This is a genomic window from Rhodococcus sp. ACS1, assembly GCF_002300155.1.
Classification (GTDB): Bacteria; Actinomycetota; Actinomycetes; order Mycobacteriales; family Mycobacteriaceae; genus Rhodococcus_F; species Rhodococcus_F koreensis.
Genome location: NZ_NSDZ01000004.1, coordinates 1,562,305 through 1,578,531 on the forward strand (window position 1 = coordinate 1,562,305; position 16,227 = coordinate 1,578,531).

Annotated in this window: 18 protein-coding genes; 16 read left to right on the forward strand and 2 right to left on the reverse strand. The window is 68.7% G+C overall.

Annotation, left to right across the window (positions count from 1 at the left end):
- Positions 1 to 25 precede the first annotated feature (25 nt).
- The 8 genes from CJ179_RS19450 to CJ179_RS19485 all read left to right on the forward strand — a co-directional run bounded on the left by CJ179_RS19450 (position 26) and on the right by CJ179_RS19485 (position 8,405).
- Entirely contained in the window at positions 26 to 1,228 is a 1,203-nt protein-coding gene (locus CJ179_RS19450; protein ID WP_072939827.1) for an MFS transporter, read from the forward strand.
- Positions 1,174 to 2,001, forward strand: a complete 828-nt coding sequence (locus tag CJ179_RS19455) for an alpha/beta fold hydrolase (protein ID WP_095862544.1) — start codon at positions 1,174 to 1,176, stop codon at positions 1,999 to 2,001. The genes CJ179_RS19450 and CJ179_RS19455 overlap by 55 nt, the downstream gene beginning before the upstream one ends.
- A gap of 12 nt (positions 2,002 to 2,013) precedes the next feature.
- Entirely contained in the window at positions 2,014 to 3,372 is a 1,359-nt protein-coding gene (gene mshA / locus CJ179_RS19460; protein WP_174705471.1) for a D-inositol-3-phosphate glycosyltransferase, read from the forward strand.
- Positions 3,369 to 3,860: a YbjN domain-containing protein gene (locus tag CJ179_RS19465; protein ID WP_095862545.1), complete on the forward strand. Its 492-nt coding sequence runs from the start codon at positions 3,369 to 3,371 to the stop codon at positions 3,858 to 3,860. The genes mshA and CJ179_RS19465 overlap by 4 nt, the downstream gene beginning before the upstream one ends.
- A 106-nt stretch (positions 3,861 to 3,966) precedes the next feature.
- Entirely contained in the window at positions 3,967 to 5,562 is a 1,596-nt protein-coding gene (locus CJ179_RS19470) for an AMP-binding protein (protein WP_095862753.1), read from the forward strand.
- 43 nt (positions 5,563 to 5,605) lie between these two features.
- Entirely contained in the window at positions 5,606 to 6,361 is a 756-nt protein-coding gene (locus CJ179_RS19475; RefSeq protein ID WP_174705472.1) for a phosphoglyceromutase, read from the forward strand.
- A gap of 149 nt (positions 6,362 to 6,510) precedes the next feature.
- A complete protein-coding gene (locus tag CJ179_RS19480) occupies positions 6,511 to 7,719 on the forward strand; it encodes a cell wall metabolism sensor histidine kinase WalK (protein WP_095862546.1) in 1,209 nt (402 codons plus the stop codon).
- A complete protein-coding gene (locus CJ179_RS19485; RefSeq protein ID WP_072939844.1) occupies positions 7,716 to 8,405 on the forward strand; it encodes a response regulator transcription factor in 690 nt (229 codons plus the stop codon). Before CJ179_RS19480 ends, CJ179_RS19485 begins: the two co-directional genes overlap by 4 nt.
- A 102-nt stretch (positions 8,406 to 8,507) precedes the next feature.
- Here CJ179_RS19485 and CJ179_RS19490 read toward each other — a convergent pair whose 3' ends face one another.
- Together CJ179_RS19490 and CJ179_RS19495 are read right to left on the reverse strand one after the other, a co-directional pair.
- Complete coding sequence (locus tag CJ179_RS19490) at positions 8,508 to 8,843, reverse strand: hypothetical protein (protein WP_072939847.1); 336 nt, start codon at positions 8,841 to 8,843, stop codon at positions 8,508 to 8,510.
- Between the two features lie 69 nt (positions 8,844 to 8,912).
- Complete coding sequence (locus tag CJ179_RS19495) at positions 8,913 to 9,698, reverse strand: hypothetical protein (RefSeq protein WP_095862547.1); 786 nt, start codon at positions 9,696 to 9,698, stop codon at positions 8,913 to 8,915.
- A 66-nt stretch (positions 9,699 to 9,764) separates the two neighbouring features.
- Between CJ179_RS19495 and CJ179_RS19500 the strand changes: the two genes are divergently transcribed.
- The 8 genes from CJ179_RS19500 to CJ179_RS19535 all read left to right on the forward strand — a co-directional run bounded on the left by CJ179_RS19500 (position 9,765) and on the right by CJ179_RS19535 (position 16,037).
- Complete coding sequence (locus CJ179_RS19500) at positions 9,765 to 10,718, forward strand: Ppx/GppA phosphatase family protein (protein ID WP_095862548.1); 954 nt, start codon at positions 9,765 to 9,767, stop codon at positions 10,716 to 10,718.
- Positions 10,715 to 12,013 (forward strand): hypothetical protein, encoded by a 1,299-nt coding sequence (locus CJ179_RS19505; RefSeq protein WP_095862549.1) that lies wholly within the window; start codon positions 10,715 to 10,717, stop codon positions 12,011 to 12,013. The genes CJ179_RS19500 and CJ179_RS19505 overlap by 4 nt, the downstream gene beginning before the upstream one ends.
- A gap of 7 nt (positions 12,014 to 12,020) precedes the next feature.
- On the forward strand, positions 12,021 to 12,962 hold the full coding sequence (locus tag CJ179_RS19510; RefSeq protein ID WP_095862550.1) for a sugar phosphate isomerase/epimerase: 942 nt from the start codon (positions 12,021 to 12,023) through the stop codon (positions 12,960 to 12,962).
- Between the two features lie 84 nt (positions 12,963 to 13,046).
- Positions 13,047 to 13,682, forward strand: a complete 636-nt coding sequence (locus tag CJ179_RS19515; protein ID WP_072939861.1) for a MerR family transcriptional regulator — start codon at positions 13,047 to 13,049, stop codon at positions 13,680 to 13,682.
- A complete protein-coding gene (locus CJ179_RS19520) occupies positions 13,679 to 14,521 on the forward strand; it encodes a thioesterase family protein (protein WP_095862551.1) in 843 nt (280 codons plus the stop codon). Before CJ179_RS19515 ends, CJ179_RS19520 begins: the two co-directional genes overlap by 4 nt.
- A 36-nt stretch (positions 14,522 to 14,557) precedes the next feature.
- Positions 14,558 to 15,373, forward strand: a complete 816-nt coding sequence (gene proC / locus CJ179_RS19525) for a pyrroline-5-carboxylate reductase (RefSeq protein WP_072939866.1) — start codon at positions 14,558 to 14,560, stop codon at positions 15,371 to 15,373.
- Positions 15,374 to 15,498: 125 nt separating this feature from the next.
- Complete coding sequence (locus CJ179_RS19530) at positions 15,499 to 15,735, forward strand: helix-turn-helix domain-containing protein (RefSeq protein WP_005258384.1); 237 nt, start codon at positions 15,499 to 15,501, stop codon at positions 15,733 to 15,735.
- Positions 15,736 to 15,935: 200 nt separating this feature from the next.
- A complete protein-coding gene (locus CJ179_RS19535; RefSeq protein WP_003402602.1) occupies positions 15,936 to 16,037 on the forward strand; it encodes a 30S ribosomal protein bS22 in 102 nt (33 codons plus the stop codon).
- The last annotated feature ends 190 nt before the right edge of the window (positions 16,038 to 16,227 follow it).

Below are 16,227 nucleotides of genomic sequence, written 5' to 3' on the forward strand. Positions count from 1 at the left end.
GGCCACGATCTGTGAGGCTCGACGCGTGCTCGGTACCTATCGTCAGATCTTCGCCGCCCCCGGCTCCGCAGCGTTCTCGGCAGCAGGATTCGTCGCGCGCGTACCGATCGCCATGGTCGGCATCGGCATCGTCACGATGCTGTCCGAACTGCGCGGGGACTACGCGCTCGCCGGCGCCCTGGCCGCGGTGTTCGCGCTGACCTACGCGTTCATCACGCCGGTCGTGTCCCGGGCGGTCGACCGCTACGGGCAGTCCCGGGTGCTGCCCGTCGCGTCGGGGATCAGCGCGACATCCCTCGCCGCGATGCTGCTGTGCGTGCGGTTCGGCACCCCCGACTGGGTGCTGTTCGTGTGGGCCGTCCCGGCCGGCTGCATGCCCACGATCGGTGCGATGGTGCGCGCCCGCTGGACCGAGCTGTACCGCGGGACGCCACTGCTGCGGACGGCGTTCGCATTCGAGGCGGTCGTGGACGAACTGTGCTTCATCGCGGGACCGGTGGTCTCCGTCGGGCTCTCCGTCACGGTGTTCCCCGAGGCGGGACCGCTCGCGGGACTCGTGCTGCTGGTGGTCGGCACCCTCGCGCTCGTCGCTCAGCGTGGCACCGAGCCGCCCGTGCACTCGTCGCCGGACGGCGGCCGCCCGTCCGTCGTCCGGACCCCCGCGCTGTGGATCCTGGTGGCCGTCATGGTGTCGATGGGCACGATCTTCGGCGTCATCGACGTCGGTGCCATCGCCTTCACCCGGAGCCACGACGCACCCGCCTCCGCCACCGTGGTGCTGGCCCTGTTCGCGGCCGGGTCCGCGGTGGCGGGCCTCGTGTTCGGCGCGGTCCGGGTGTCGGCGTCGCTCCGGAAACAGCTGATGGTCGCGGTCCTCGCGGTCGCGGTGCTGATGGTGCCGCTGCTGTTGGCAGGCAGCATCCCGGCGCTCGCCGTCGCCTACGCGGTGGCGGGGATGACGGTGGCGCCGATCATGATCGTCACCACCGGTCTGGTCGAGCAGATCGTGCCTGCGGCCGCGCTCACCGAGGGCATCACCTGGATCGTCACCGGACTCGGTGTCGGCGTCGCCGTCGGGTCGGCACTCGCCGGCCGGATGATCGACGAATTCGGCACGACCGCCGGGTACGCGGTGGCGGCGGTCGCTGCGCTGCTGGCCTCTATGGTGACCCCATGGCTATTCGTGAAGCAGTCGGCGTCGACGGAACGCCCCTCGTCTACTCGGTGACCGGTGACCCCGACGCGCGGGCCCTGGTTCTCCTGCACGGCTGGGCGCAGTCGTCGAAGTGCTGGGGCGCCGGCGTGCTCGACGAACTCGCCGACCGCTACCGCGTCATCGCCGTCGACCTTCGCGGACACGGCTACTCGGGTGCCCCGGCCGCCGGCTACGACGACTCCGCGATCTGGGCCGGGGACGTCGACGCGGTGCTCACGGCGGAAGGCGTCACGTCCGGTGCGGTGCTCCTCGGCTGGTCCTACGGCGGCCTCGTGATCTGCGACTACCTGGCGTCCCAGGGCACGTCCGCCGTCGACGGCGTCGTCCTCGTCGGGGCCATCACCAGCATCGGTCGCGGGGAGGCCGGCGGCAAGGTCGGTGCGGCGATGCGCGCCGCGATCCCCGGCGCGATGTCCGAGGAGCCACGCGAGGCGATCCGCGCGCTGGGCGCGTTCGGCACCGCGCTCACCGGACCTCCCGAAGGAAAGGGCGCGCAGTCGCAGGCGCTGTTCGGCGCCGGCCTCGCCACCCCGCCACACGTGCGGGCCGCCCTGTTCAACCGCTCCGCGAGCCACGACGACCTGCTCCGGTCGCTCGACGTCCCGGTACTCGTCCTGCACGGGACCGAGGACTCCGTCGTCGACGTCTCGGCTGGTAGGCACGCTGCAGACCTGATCCCGCAGGCGCGGGCCTCGTTCTGGGAAGGCTGCGACCACGGACCGTTCGTCGAGGATCCCGGCCGCTTCGTGAAGGAGGTCGGCGCGTTCGTCGACAACCTCGGTTAAAGGGGCCGATCGGTGGGGGAGCAGTATGGAGTGGTGACGCCCTTGCACAACTCGCGCCCCCGCAGGGTGGCCGTCCTCTCGGTCCACACCTCACCCCTGGCGCAGCCCGGTACCGGAGACGCGGGCGGCATGAACGTCTACGTGCTGCAGTCCGCCATCCAGATGGCTCGCCGTGGCGTGGAGGTGGAGATCTTCACCCGGGCCACGTCGTCCGCCGACGCCCCGGTCCAGGAAGCGGCGCCGGGGGTCCTCGTCCGCAACGTCGTCGCCGGCCCGTTCGAGGGGCTCGACAAGCAGGATCTGCCCACGCAGCTCTGCGCGTTCGTGGCCGGGGTGCTCCGCGAGGAGGCCCGCCACGAACCGGGCTACTACAACCTGGTGCACTCGCACTACTGGCTGTCGGGGCAGGTCGGCTGGCTCGCCCGCGACCGGTGGGGTGTGCCGCTCGTGCACACCGCGCACACGCTCGCCGCGGTCAAGAATCTGTCGCTGGCCGAGGGGGACACCCCCGAACCGGCCGCCCGTCAGATCGGCGAACAGCAGGTGGTCGCCGAATCCGACCGGCTCGTAGCGAACACCACCGACGAATCCGATCAGCTGGTCCGCCACTACGGCGCCGACCCGAACCGGATCGACGTGGTGGCGCCCGGCGCCGACCTGACGCGGTACCGCCCCGGCGACCGGGACGCCGCCCGCGCGAAGCTGGGGCTCGACCCCCGTGAGACCGTCGTGACGTTCGTCGGACGCATCCAGCCGCTCAAGGCTCCCGACGTCCTGCTCCGCGCCGCCGCCGAACTGATCGCCCGGGATCCCGAGTCGTCGCTGCGGGTGCTCGTGGTCGGGGGTCCGTCCGGATCCGGACTGGCCCGGCCGGACGCGCTGATCGAACTCGCGTCCTCGCTCGGCATCGCCGCGCGGGTCACGTTCCTCCCGCCGCAGGCGCCCGATCGGCTCGCCGATGTGTACCGGGCTTCGGATCTCGTTGCGGTGCCGAGCTATTCGGAGTCGTTCGGTCTGGTCGCCATCGAGGCGCAGGCCTGCGGCACACCGGTGATCGCGGCGAACGTGGGCGGACTCGGCGTCGCGGTCCGTCACGGCGAGACGGGGCTCCTCGTGGACGGGCACCGCACCGAGGACTGGGCGACGGCGTTGCAGTCGCTGGTGTCTGCGCCCGGCAGGCTGGCCGCGCTGGCCGCCGAGGCTCCGCGGCACGCCGAGAACTTCTCCTGGGAACACACCGCCGACGGCCTCCTCGAGAGCTATCGGATGGCGACCGTCAACTACAACTACGGACACGGCCCCAGCGAATTCTCCCCGCGTCGCGGACGCGGATTGTGGAAGCTGCGCAGGGTCGGGGGAGTACGCGCATGACCGATTTGGCCGAGGTGATCGAGTCCGCCCTGACCGACCGGGAGTTGGACTTCACGAGGAAGGACTCGACACACTTCGTCGTCGAGTTGCCCGGCGAGCGCAAGCTCAAGACCACCACGCTGCTGACCGTCGGCAAGCACGGCCTGCGCGTCGAGGCGTTCGTCTGCCGCAAGCCCGACGAGAACTTCGAGGGCGTCTACAAGTACCTGCTGCGGCGCAACCGCCGGCTGTATTCGGTGGCATACACGATCGACAAGATCGGCGACATCTACCTGGTCGGTCAGATCGCCGAGCACGCGGTGACCGCGGACGAACTGGACCGCATTCTCGGGCAGGTGCTCGAGGCGGCCGACGGCGACTTCAACACCCTTCTCGAACTCGGATTCGCCGGTTCCATCAAGCGGGAGTGGGAATGGCGTGTCTCGCGCGGCGAGTCGCTGGCGAACCTGAAACCGTTCGAACATCTCATCGAGGACTCGCAGTCCTGAGTGTGGGTTGACCTCCCGCGGACGGGAATTGCGCGCGGGTAGAGTTGCGGCGAACCTGTGACTGGTGTCACAACTGCTGCTGCAACACTTCGAGGGAGAGACCCACGTGAGCTTCAAGAGCCCGTTTCCGGACGTCGAGATCCCGAACCTCAGTGTCTACGATTTCCTGTTCGGTCGGGTCGACCCGGCGGATGCGGAACGGCCCGCCCTGATCGACGGCGCCTCCGGTGCGGTCACCACCTACCGAACCCTGGTCGGGCAGATCGACGGGGTCGCCGGGGCGCTGGCCGCCCGCGGCCTCGCGGTCGGTGAGGTGGTGGCCCTGCACTCACCGAACGTGCCCGCGTTCGCCGCGGTGTTCCACGGCATCCTGCGCGCCGGCGGCGTCGCCACCACCATCAACGCCCTCTACACCGCCGAGGACATCGCCAAACAGCTCACCGACTCGCACGCGAAGTTCCTGTTCACCGTCTCCCCACTGCTACCGCAGGCCCGGGCGGCGGCCGTCACGGTCGGGATCCCGGCCGGGAATGTGATCGTCCTCGACGGCGCCGACGGGCACCCGTCCCTGGCGGATCTGCTCACCGAGGGCCACCCGGCGCCGGAGGTGTCGTTCGACCCGGCCACGCAGCTGGCGGTGCTGCCGTATTCGTCGGGGACCACCGGCCGGCCGAAGGGGGTGATGCTCACCCACCGCAACCTGGTCGCGAACGTGTGTCAGATCAACCCGCGGATGGGGATCGGCGCCGACGACAGGCTTTTGGCGGTGTTGCCGTTCTTCCACATCTACGGGATGACGGTGCTGCTCAACGCCGCCCTCTACAACCGGGCCGCCCTGGTGACGATGCCGAAGTTCGACCTCGTCGAGTTCTTGAGCATCGTCTCCGGGCAGCGGTGCACGTATGTGTTCATCGCGCCGCCGGTCGCGGTGGCGTTGGCCAAGCACCCGTTGGTCGACGACTACGACCTGTCCTCGGTGCATTCGATCTTCTCCGGTGCCGCCCCGCTGGATCAGGAACTGGGCAGGGCCGTCGCGACCCGGCTCGGCTGCCGGGTCCGGCAGGGCTACGGGATGTCGGAGATGAGCCCGGTCTCGCACGCGATCCCGTTCGACCGGGACGACATCGCCCTCGACTCGGTCGGCCCGACGATCGCGAACATGGAATGCAAGCTCGTCGACCCGGCCACCGGGCTGGAGGTCGCCTACCCGGCCGAGGGGGTCAGCGCGCCGGGGGAGTTGTGGTGTGCGGGTCCGAACATCATGGCCGGGTACCTGGGCAACGAGGCGGCGACCGCGGAAACCCTGGATGCGGACGGGTTCCTGCACACCGGGGACATCGCGACCGTCGACGCCGAGGGGGTGGTGACGATCGTGGACCGGATGAAGGAGTTGATCAAGTACAAGGGGTATCAGGTGCCGCCGGCGGAGTTGGAGGCGCTGCTGTTGACGCATCCGCAGATCGCCGACGCCGCCGTCATCGGGGTTCTCGACGACGAGGGTGAGGAGGTGCCGAAGGCGTTCGTCGTCGCCCAGCCGGGTGCCGAGGATCTGGACGAGGCCGCGGTGATCGCGTTCGTCGCCGAACGGGTCTCCCCGCACAAGAAGGTCCGCAGGGTCGAGTTCATCGACCTCGTCCCCAAGTCCGCCGCAGGCAAAATCCTCCGCAAGGATCTCCGGGCCGGCGAGGCCCGCCGGAGCTGACGGCAGGGGTTCACGGCGCGAGGGTTCCGGCAGGCATGCCAGGATGAACGGCATGAGTACCGGAACCCTTGTGCTGCTCCGCCACGGCGAGAGCGAATGGAATGCGCTCAACTTGTTCACCGGCTGGGTGGACGTCCACCTGACCGATAAGGGCATCGCCGAGGGCAAGCGCGCCGGCGAATTGCTGCTCGAGCACAACCTGCTCCCCGACGTGCTCTACACGTCGCTGCTGCGCCGCGCCATCAGCACCGCCAACATCGCGCTCGACACGGCAGACCGGCACTGGATTCCCGTCATCCGCGACTGGCGTCTCAACGAGCGCCACTACGGCGCCCTGCAGGGACGCAACAAGGCGCAGGTCAAGGACAAGTACGGCGACGAGCAGTTCATGCTGTGGCGCCGCAGCTACGACACCCCGCCGCCGACGATCGAGGCCGGCAGCGAATACAGCCAGGACACCGATCCCCGCTACGCGAACCTCGACGAGGTCCCGCTCACGGAGTGCCTGAAGGACGTCGTCGTCCGCCTGATCCCGTACTGGGAAGACACCATCTCGGCCGATCTGAAGGCCGGCAAGACCGTCCTGATCACCGCGCACGGCAACTCGCTGCGCGCCCTCGTCAAGCACCTCGACGGAATCTCCGACGAGGACATCGCCGGGCTGAACATCCCCACCGGCATCCCGCTGCGCTACGACCTGGACGAGAACCTGAAGCCGCTCAACCCCGGCGGCACCTACCTCGACCCCGAGGCGGCCGCCGCAGGCGCCGCCGCGGTCGCGAACCAGGGCGGGAAGTAACCCGTGCAACCGGCCGGACGTCCCGTTCGCGGGACGTCCGGCCAACAGCAGGTTAACTGCGGACGAAGACTCCGGTTGCCGCGTGTGACGTGCGCGGAAATGCCTGGACCCTGCGTAACCGGCCCGCCGCGCGAACGTACGATTCAGGCGTGAGTGTTGTTCAAGCCGTCTTGCTTGCCATCGTGGGCGGCTTCGTCGGTTACCTCGTCGGTGGCGTGCTGATCCCCATGCTGTCCACCCGGCAGGCGCAGCGAATGGAAGAAACGTCGGGGCTCACGATGTCGCAGGTCCTCGACCTGATCGTGCTGGCATCCGAGAGCGGCATCGCCGTGGTCGACCAGTTCCACGACGTCGTCCTGTTCAATCCCCGCGCCGAAGAGCTGGGCTTGGTGCGGAACCGGCTCGTCGACGACCGTGCGTGGGTGGCGGCGCTCCGCGTCCTCGAAACCGGCGAACCCGTCGAGGTCGACCTCAGCACCAAGAACCCGCAGCGGGGGCGCGACCGGATCGCGGTGCGCGGCACCGCACGACTGCTCAGCAAGGAAGACCACAACTTCGTGGTCCTGTTCGCCGACGACGACTCCGAGCAGGTGCGGATGGAAGCGACCCGCCGCGACTTCGTCGCCAACGTCAGCCACGAACTCAAGACCCCGGTCGGCGCGATGGGACTGCTCGCGGAGGCACTTCTCGAATCGGCGGACGACCCCGATTCGGTCCGGCACTTCGGCGAACGCGTGCTCGGTGAATCCGTCAGGCTCGGCAAGATGGTCACCGAACTGATCGCGCTGTCCCGGCTGCAGGGCGCCGAGAAGCTGCCCGACCTCGAGGCCGTCGCCGTCGACGAGGTGGTGGACGAGGCCCTGCAGCGTTGCAAGATCTCCGCGGAAGCCGCAGGCATCGCCGTCACCACGGACCACAACAGCGGCTACGAAGTGCTCGGCGACCGCGCGCTGCTCGTCACCGCGCTGTCCAACCTGGTGCAGAACGCCATCGCCTATTCGCCGAAGGGATCCCCGGTCTCGGTGAGCCGGTCCATCCGCGGCGACAACGTGGCGATCTCGGTGACCGACCGCGGCGAAGGCATCGCCAAGGCCGACCAGGAACGCGTCTTCGAACGTTTCTTCCGCGTCGACAAGGCGCGGGCCCGGGCGACCGGCGGAACGGGACTCGGCCTCGCGATCGTCAAGCACGTGGCCGCCAACCACAACGGATCGATCGACCTGTGGAGCAAGCCAGGAACGGGTTCGACGTTTACCCTGCAGATTCCTGCACACATCGAGACAGTAGAGACGAACGGCGGGGACGCCGACGGCGGAACTGTCGGGAGGAGAGAAACCGGTATGGAGGCCAAGCGATGACAAGTGTGCTGATCGTGGAAGACGAGGAGTCACTGGCCGACCCGTTGGCCTTCCTGCTTCGCAAGGAAGGATTCGAGACGACGATCGTCGGCGACGGACCATCCGCGCTCGCCGAGTTCGACCGGGCCGGTGCCGACATCGTCCTCCTCGACCTCATGCTGCCCGGCATGAGCGGCACGGACGTCTGCAAGCAACTCCGCAGCCGATCCGGTGTCCCCGTCATCATGGTGACGGCACGGGACAGCGAGATCGACAAGGTGGTGGGTCTCGAACTCGGCGCCGACGACTACGTGACCAAGCCGTATTCGGCGCGGGAACTGATCGCCCGCATCCGGGCGGTGCTGCGCCGCGGCGTCGACAGCGAACTCGACGTCGCGCAGGACTCGGCCGTCCTCGAGGCCGGACCGGTCCGGATGGACGTCGAACGGCACGTGGTGCAGGTGAACGGTGACGCCGTCACGCTGCCGCTCAAGGAGTTCGACCTCCTCGAGTACCTGCTGCGGAACTCGGGCCGGGTACTCACCCGCGGACAGTTGATCGACCGGGTGTGGGGCGCGGACTACGTCGGCGACACCAAGACCCTCGACGTGCACGTCAAGCGTCTGCGCTCGAAGATCGAGACCGACCCGGCGAAGCCGGAACACCTCGTCACCGTCCGCGGGCTGGGCTACAAACTGGAGGCGTGAGCGGACGCCGATCCGCCACAGTTGCGCACGAATTCGTCAGCCGCACAGGCAATTGCCGGTGCGGCTGACGAATTCGTGGGCGTGTGCCGGAACGGGCGACTGTCAGAACGGGTTGTACACCCAGACGCCGCGGAACGGCGCCGAGATGATCTGCGTGATCGCGTGCTCGCGGCCCTGGTCGTCGAACTGCCTGCAGTAGACCGCGACATAGTGTCCGTCGCCCTTGCACTCGATGACCCTGCCGGTTCCGTACGGGCTCAGGACGAGGGCCCGGTCAGCCTTGTCGCCGAAGGCGCCCGGATCGAACGGTGCGACGAAGTTCGCCGTCTTGTCGTAGAAGGTGTTCCAGTCCGGGGTCGGGTCGGCGGACGCGGTCGGCGCGAGAGCGAGCGTTGCGGCGGCGGTCAGCAGGGCACCGGTCAGAATGCGAGCGAACATGATCTCTCCCGTCGTGGCTGTGCCCGGAATGGGGCCGTGACGGCTAAATCGACCGGCAGGTCCGATCCGTTACCCGGCGGCCCTCTTCTGTGCGGCCACGGTCGCGGGATGCACGGCGACGAGTCCGAGGCCGGCCCTGCGCTTGCACAGCGTCGCCAATTCCGCGTACGCGGCCTTGCCGAGCAGCTCCGTCAGCTCCGGCGCGTACGACTGCCAGACCGCCTTGGCGCCCACGTGGGCGTCGGGTGAGCCCGAGCAGTACCAGTCCAGGTCCGAGCCGCCCTCACCCCAGCCACGCCGGTCGTACTCGGTGATGGTGGTCTTGAGGATCTGCTCGCCGTCGGGGCGTTCCACCCACTCCTGGGTGCGGCGGATCGGAAGCTGCCAGCACACGTCGGGCTTGACCTCGAGCGGCTCGATCCCGCGCTCGAGCGCCATCGAGTGCAGCGCGCAACCGACGCCGCCCTCGAAGCCGGGGCGGTTCAGGAAGATGCAGGCCCCCTGATACCGGCGGGTGCGCAGCGCGGGCTCGTCCTCGAGGTCGTCCTCCTCGATGTACCCCTTCTTGCCGAGCCCCTTCTCCATGAACTGCCAGTTCTCGGGTGTGAGCAGCTTCACTGACTTGTTCAGCTTCTCCAAATCCTCCTCGTCGGAGAGGAACGCGCCGTGCGAACAGCAGCCGTCGTCCGGCCGGTCGCCGATGATGCCCTGGCAGGCCGGAGTGCCGAACACGCAGGTCCAGTGGGATAGCAGCCACGTCATGTCCGCGGCGATGAGGTGCTCGGCGTTGTCGGGATCGGGAAATTCGACCCATTCGCGAGCGAAGTCGAGGGGTACTTCGGGGCTGGGTGTCATCTTGTGTGAACGCCCTGCTTTACGTGCTGTCACAAAGCCCGACGGTAGACCCAGTACCGTGTCAATGTGCGACTAGGGGTACTCGACGTCGGAAGCAACACCGTCCATCTTCTCGTAGTGGACGCCCACAGGGGCGGCCACCCCACACCGATGAGTTCGACCAAGTCGACTCTGAGGCTTGCGGAGAACACCGACGACAAGGGTGACATCACCGCTCAAGGTGCAGATCGCCTGGTCACGACGGTGGCAGACTTCTCCAGCATCGCGAGGACATCCGGGTGCGGTGAACTCATGGCCTTCGCGACGTCCGCCGTCCGCGACGCCAACAACTCGGACGACGTGCTCGCGCGCGTGCACGACGAGACCGGCGTGACGCTGGAGGTCCTGTCGGGTGTCGACGAGGCGCGGCTGACGTTCCTCGCCGTGCGCCGCTGGTTCGGGTGGAGCGCCGGCCGCATCCTGAACCTCGACATCGGCGGCGGATCCCTCGAGCTGACGACGGGCGGCGACGAGGACCCGGACGTCGCGCTGTCGCTGCAACTCGGCGCGGGACGGCTCACCCGGGACTGGCTCGAGGCAGACCCGCCGGGCAAGCGCCGCGTGGCGGTGCTGAGGGACTGGCTGGACGCCGAACTGACCGTCCCGGCGAAGGAACTGCGCACGGCGGGGCAGTGGGACCGGGCCGTCGGCACGTCGAAGACGTTCCGCTCGCTGGCCCGGCTGACGGGCGCCGCACCGTCCGGCGCGGGCCCGCGGGTCAAGCGCACGCTCACCGCCAGCGGTCTCAGGCAACTCATAGCTTTCATTTCGCGGATGACGGCCTCGGACCGTGCAGAATTAGAAGGGGTGAGCTCCGACAGGTCGCAGCAGATCGTGGCCGGAGCGCTCGTTGCGGAGGCCAGCATGAGAGCACTGGGCGTGGAGGAACTCGAAATCTGCCCCTGGGCTCTGCGCGAGGGATTGATCCTCCGCAAGCTCGATACGGAAATGGGCGGTGAATTGATGGTGGGTGCTCGATGACCGAGGACAGTCAGCAGATCTCTGTGTCAGAACTGCTCAAACGCAACGGGCAGCAGGTGGAGTCCCGGGGCGGGCGGCGTCGGCGCGGCGTCGCGGGAGGAATCTCCGTCGCCGAGTTGACCGGTGAAATTCCGGTGGTCCGGGATCCGTCCGAATCGCGGGCACTCGAATCCGAACCGGAACCGGAACCGGCCGCGCCCGAGCCGTCGCGCACACCCACGCCGACAGCACCGTCGGCGCCGGCAGCACCGTCGGCGAGGGCCGACGAGCGCACGGCCGCTTTCAAGGCTCCAGTCGACGACAGCGACGATGACGACGACGAACCCATCGCCAGTCGCCCCGCCGGCCGTGGCCGCGCCGTGGTGTCGGGCGGGACGTCGCGCGAAAAACAGGGAACCTGGGTCAGCCGGTCCGTCCGGAAGGAACCGCCGGCGCCGCAGGCCGCCGCCACGCCGGCTCCGACGGTGGCCGCCCCGATCGTGAAGAAGCCGGAGCCGACCGCCGCCGCTCCGCGGGTGACACCGGCGCCGAAGGCCGAACCCCCGGCCAAGCCCGACACAACGGCCAAGCCCGACACAACGGCCAAGGCCGAACCGGCCGCGAAGTCCGACGCACCCGCGAAGCCCGAGGCCCCGGCGAAACCCGGAACCCCGGCGAAGGCGGGCGCCGCAGCGAAGTCGGGTACGGCAGCGAAGTCGGGTACGGCAGCGAAGTCGGGTACGGCAGCGGCGTCGAACGGCGCGTCGAAGTTCGTGAAGACGCCGAAGCCGGAGGCTCCCGCCAAGGCGAAGCCGGAGCCCGCGCTGCTGTCCGGATCGACGCTGGCCGGCGACCTGATGCGTCAGTCCCGGGACTCGGATGCGGCGAACGCGGCCGAGGAGACGGACCTCATCGAGGCCGCCACCGACGAGGCGGACACCGGCCAGCGCGACGACACGCAGAAGTCCGACACCCCGCGCCGTTCCCGCAAGGAGGCGAAGGCGGAGAAGGCCGCGAAAGCGGAGAAGACAGGCAAGGACGAGGCCGGCGAGAACTCCACCCGTGAGTGGGCCGTTCTCATCGGCCAGGGTGTGGTGGCCGTGATCGCCGGGGCCCTGCTCTTCAAGGGTTTCGAGAAGCTGTGGGACGTCTTCCCGTGGGTCGCGCTGATTCTGGCGCTGCTCGTCATCGTGGGCCTGGTCGCCATGGTCCGCATCCTGCGCCGCACCGACGACATCACCAGCTTCGTGATCGCCGTCGTCGTCGGGATGATCGTCACTCTGGGGCCGTTAGCCTTCATGCTTGCGTCGGGCTGAGTTGCTCATGGTCGGGGACAGTGGGCACGAGCAGATTCGACGGTCACCGCGTGGGCGGAAGGTACTGGTGGGCCTGTCGACGGCCTCGGTGTACCCGGAGAACACCGAGGCGGCCTTCCGGTACGCGGCCGATCTGGGATACGACGGCGTCGAACTGATGGTGTGGGCCGAATCGGTCAGCCAGGACGCCGCCGCCGTGGCCGGGCTGGTGCGCAGGTACGCGATCCCGGTTCAGGCGATCCACGCGCCGTGCCTGCTCATCTCGCAGCGGGTGTGGGGCGCCGACCCCGTCGCGAAGCTGGAGCGTTCCGTCCGCACCGCCGAATCGCTCGGGGCGACGAGCGTCGTGGTGCACCCCCCGTTCCGCTGGCAGCGCCGGTACGCCGACGGCTTCGCCGATCAGGTGGCCGACCTGGAACGGCGCAGCGACGTGATCGTCGCGGTGGAGAACATGTTCCCGATGCGGGCGGACGGCTTCTTCGGCAGCAAGGAGAGATCCGCCGAGCGGTTGCGGCGGCGGGGCGGACCCGGGGCCGCGCTGTCGGCGTTCAGCCCGTCCTACGACCCCACCGATTCGGGGCACGCCCACTACACGCTCGACCTGTCGCACACGGCCACGGCCGGGATGGATGCGATGAAACTGGCGGAGCGGATGGGGGAGGGCCTCGCGCATCTCCACCTCGCCGACGGCCGGGGCGCGTCGATGGACGAGCACCTCATTCCCGGTCACGGCGCCCAGCCCTGCGCGCAGCTGTGCCGGCACCTCGTCGACACCGGGTTCGACGGGCAGGCCGTGGTCGAGATCAACACGCAGAACGCCCGAACCCGCCGGGAACGGTCGTCGATGCTCGCGCAGGCGCTGGCCTTCGCCCGTGAACATCTCGAACCGGGACGCGCCGCGTCGGGGTCGCCACGCAGCCACTCCGGTGGCGATCACGACGACACCTGAGGCGTCTGCCGAGCTTCTCCTGCGGTAAGCTCGGGGCCACATTGGATAGTTTCAGTATCCAGTCTGGTTGTCGAAGGAGGGGCCGTGCGCGTTTCCGAGTTGGTCGCCCGTACCGGCGTTCCGCTCGCGACGGTGAAGTACTACCTGCGCGAAGGTCTGCTGATGCCCGGCGAGGCGACGAGCGCCACCCAGGCCCGGTACGGCGAGGAGCACGTGCAGCGCCTCGGCCTCGTCAAGGCGCTGGCCGGAGCCGGACTGCCGATTCCCCGCATCCGGGAGATACTCCGCCTCGTCGACCATCCCGACGGCTCACTGTTCGACGTGCTCGGCCAGGCCATCGCGCAACTCCCGCCCTACCTCGACACCCCCGCCGACGACGCCGACGAGTTCCCCCGGGCCCGCGCCGTCCTCGACAGGCTCGGGCAGGTCTACGACCCCCGGTACGTCGCGGTCGGTCAGCTCGAACGTGCCCTCGTGGCACTCGAGGAAGCCGGCATCCCGATGACCGAGGAGCGACTCGACGCCTACGGGCGCCACGTGCGCGGGATCGCCGAGATCGACATCGGGCTCATGCCCACCGCATCGGCCGAGGATGCGATCCGGTACGCGGTGCTGGGCACGGCCGTCTACGAACCGGTGATCGCCGCGATGCGCCGGCTCGCACACCAGGACGTCGCACAGAAGCGTCTCCGGAACCCCGAAGAACAGGACCAGCAGTGAGCTCAACTCCCTTCCACGATCTCAACGTCCTCACCGCTGCCGGTGACGGGACGTACCGGGCGTCGATCGACCCGATCTGGACCATCGGCCCCAAGGTGCACGGCGGTTCGATGATGTCGCTCTGCGCCGCCGCCGCCCGCAGGCGACTGCTCGACGAGACCGGCGATGCCGGGCCGGCCCGGGTGCAGCCCCTCGCGGTCGGGGCCAACTACCTGTCCGCCCCCGACCCGGGCGAGGTGACGCTGTCGACGACGGTGCGCAAGCAGGGCAAGCAGGTGTCGTTCGTCGACGTGGAGCTGACGCAGGGCGACCGCGTTGCCGTCCACGCGTCGGTCACGCTCGGCGTCCCCGACGTGGGGGAGCCGCAGTACAGCGGAGACCACGCCCTGGCGCAGCTCCCGGTGGAACCGCCCGCCGACGCCGTCGTGCTCACGGCCGACCACCCGATGGGGCAGATCGTCCACGTGGCCCAGGGCTGCGACATGCGGGTCGACGGGACGTCGGCGCATTTCCTGACCGGCAACCAGGGCGAACCCGAGGTCCGCATGTGGGTGCGACCGCGCGCGGGCGACGAGAGCGACCCGGACACGGCGGCGCTGTTCGCGATCATGACCGGCGACATCAGCGCCCCCGTGACGATGAACCGCGGCATGTTCGGCTGGGCGCCGACGGTCCAGCTGACCACCTACCTGCGCAGGCAGCCCGCGCCGGGCTGGCTGCGCGTGATGGCCAGCAGCACGGTGCTCGGCGGCGCATGGTTCGAGGAGGACCACACCGTCCTCGACTCCACCGGGGCGATCGTCGTGCAGAGCCGGCAACTGGCGATGATCCCCCGCTAGGAAGGCGCCGCAGAGCGTCGTGGCAGGCTGTTCGCCATGACGAGAATCGCGGTAATCGGAGGCGGCAAGATCGGCGAGGCCCTCATCTCGGGGCTTCTGCAGGCAGGTCACGCCGTCAAGGATCTGGTGGTGGCCGAGCAGCACCCGGCGCGCGCCGACGAGCTGGCAGCGGCGTACTCGGTGCGGGTCACCACCCCGTCCGACGCCGCCGAAGGCGCCGACGTCATCGTGATGGCCGTCAAGCCGGGAGACGTCGAATCCGCGCTCACCGAGGTGTCCAAGGTGGAACTCGACGGCGAGCGCGAGCAGCTGCTCGTCTCGCTCGCTGCCGGTATCCCCACCGCCTTCTACGAGACGAGACTGCCCGCCGGGTTCCCCGTGGTCCGGGTCATGCCCAACACGCCCATGCTGGTCGGTGAGGGCGTCAGCGTGCTCGCGCCCGGCAGGCACGTGAAGAAGGAACACCTCGAACTGGTCCGCGGCGTCCTGTCGTCGGTCGGCAAGGTCGTCGTCGTCCCCGAATCGCAGATCGACGCCGTCACCGCCGTCTCCGGCTCCGGTCCGGCCTATTTCTTCCTGGTCGCCGAGGCCATGATCGACGCGGGCGTGGGGCTCGGACTGACCCGGGCGACCGCGACCGAACTGGTCGTGCAGACCATGGTCGGCTCCGCGGCCATGCTCGACAGGTCGGGGGAGAGCGCGACCGAACTTCGTGCCGCCGTGACTTCGCCCGGCGGAACCACCGCGGCGGCGATCCGCCGGCTGGAGGGAAACGGTCTCCGAACAGCATTTTTCGACGCCCTCGAAGCCGCGAAAATTCGTTCTGCCGAACTCGGCACGACGACCGAATGAATATTCGATTGCCCACACCCGTCGCAGTAACCCCATCCGTCCCGCTAAGCTCGAAGTAGCACGTGCGTGTCTGTTCCGCCGGAGGGGAAGCCGGCGGCGCGAGACGTGCCGGAGGTAAGTGGTTGATGACGTCTGCAAAAAAGCCGTCCAAGGGCTCGGCCCCGGACGGACAACCGGCACTGGCCGGAACGCAATTTCTCACCGTCGCCGAGGTAGCGACGCTGATGAGAGTGTCCAAGATGACTGTGTATCGGTTGGTGCACAGCGGCGAACTGCCCGCCGTCCGCGTGGGCCGTTCGTTCAGAGTGCATGCGAAAGCAGTGCACGACTACCTCGAAACCTCGTACTTCGACGCCGGTTGACCGATCGGCACGAAGAGGGTCACTTCGACCTCGTTTTCGGGGAGAGGACCCGCACCGGTACGATTAGCGACTGTCGTACCAGCCAGCTGGTGTCGTAAGGCGCTGAGCTAGTTAAAACGAGGCCCAGGCGCCAGAGTGGCGCGAGCGTACGTGATCGGCGTGCGCAGGAACGCTAGAGAAGAACGTGAGGGACACCCGCTATGGGTTCAGTGATCAAGAAGCGACGCAAGCGCATGTCGAAGAAGAAGCACCGTAAGCTGCTTCGCCGCACCCGAGTGCAGCGCAGGAAACTCGGTAAGTAAAGAGTTGCGTCTGGATGCCCGTCACCTTTGGTGGCGGGCATCCGTCGTTTCACGGCGGGCCTGTCGCGTATCGGGCGACCGACCAATTGTCGTTGTGCGGAGCGCCATCCCCTTCCTGCACGTATCGTTGACGTCACTCGCTACGTGATCGGGGGTCTTAGTGGTTGTGAGTGACGAAGACAGTACTACG